This window comes from Thioalkalicoccus limnaeus (assembly GCF_041197575.1).
GTDB lineage: Bacteria > Pseudomonadota > Gammaproteobacteria > Chromatiales > Chromatiaceae > Thioalkalicoccus > Thioalkalicoccus limnaeus.
In genome coordinates this window covers 1-1,389 of sequence record NZ_JBDKXB010000072.1, presented here as the reverse complement: position 1 = coordinate 1,389, position 1,389 = coordinate 1, and the positions used below count along the sequence as shown (strand labels likewise).

1 protein-coding gene is annotated in these 1,389 nt (G+C 63.9%); it reads right to left on the bottom strand.

Annotation, left to right across the window (positions count from 1 at the left end; translation table 11 throughout):
* Positions 1 to 285 precede the first annotated feature (285 nt).
* Entirely contained in the window at positions 286 to 1,302 is a 1,017-nt protein-coding gene (locus tag ABC977_RS18110) for an IS110 family RNA-guided transposase (protein WP_369668670.1), read from the bottom strand.
* Between the last annotated feature and the right edge of the window lie 87 nt (positions 1,303 to 1,389).

Genomic DNA, 1,389 nt, shown 5'->3' with positions numbered 1-1,389 from the left:
TGCCCGTGGCTCATGCGAGCCCCAGAAAATCGTCAGTACCCCGCCAAGGTCCAAGTGGTACACGGCCATGCCTGGAGGCGGGCCGTGCGTTCACAGATCTCTGGCTGACGCTCCTGTGGAGCGCACCCAACCCCGTTGTGGCTCAGCGGCGGGGGCGTCTCGGTCACATACGCTGTCGCTCCGTGTCGGTTGCAATCCTCGGCGGGAATGCCTCGGGGCTCAATCAGATCTGGTGGCTGGTCGCCAACCCCGTGTCCGAGCTCACCGAGGCATGCCCGATTTGGTTCAGGCGAAGGCGCGGTTCACATCGAACTCGCTGCCCTCGCGCAGAATGTGGTAACAGGCGCGTGCCAGCTTGTGGGCGACCGCCTTGGTCGCCACCACGGCCTTGGTCTTGGCGCGCTTGCGTTGGTAATAGCGCTTGATCTGCGGGTTGTAGCGCACGGCGAAGTTGGCCGCCTCGACGTACGCCCAAGCGAGGTATTTGTTGCCGTTTTTGGTGTTGCCCTGGCCCTTCTGCTTGCCGTTGGAGACGTGCTGGCTGCCGACGCAACGACAGTAGGAGGCATAGTGCCCGACGTGCCCGAAGCGCTCGATGGGACCGGTCTCCAGCACGATGGTCAGCCCGAGGATGCGCCCGATGCCGCTGACGGTTTGCAGCGCTCGCCAGGTCGGCGTCGCCTTTGTCTGCCGCCAGGCTTCGCGCTCGAGCAGCTCGATCGCTGCCTGCTGGCCGCGCATGGCCAGAACGGTGCTCTGGATCGCCAACGCTAGGTGGGGATCGGCGACCAACTCGGCGACCGACTCCGGCGTCAAGCGCCGCACCTCGTTGGCGCTGATGGAGCGCCCGCGGTTACGCGAGAAGAGGTTCTGCACCGCCAAGATGTTGGCCGTGTGCTGCTGGACCAGGCGCTGGCGCCGGCGCAGCAGATCGCGCACCGCCCGCTCGGCCTTGGGGTAGATATAGCCCTCGGGCAGCAGTCCGAGGCGCAGCAGCTTGGCCAACCAGGCCGCGTCGGTGTCGTCGTCGCTGTACTTCAGCCCGCTGTATTGCACGATCGCTGCGGTATTGGCCAGGTGCACTCGATAGCCCGCTTCCATCAGCGCATCGACCAGCCAGTACCAGTTGTAGGTCGATTCAACTACGAGACCGCTGAGCGCGTCTCGATACGGCGCCAGTGCGGCCAAGACCGTCTCCACGTCGTTGGGCAAGCGCTTGCGGTAAATCATCCGGTCGTTCTCGTCAGTCAGAGCGATGACGTTATTGTTTGAATGCAGGTCGATTCCGCCGTAGAGTTTCATTGTCGACTCCTCCCCTCGGGGCTGTGGTTGCTGGATTCTCACACCCAACTGTAGCCTCTGGGGCGGGGTCGGCTAGATGATTATCAG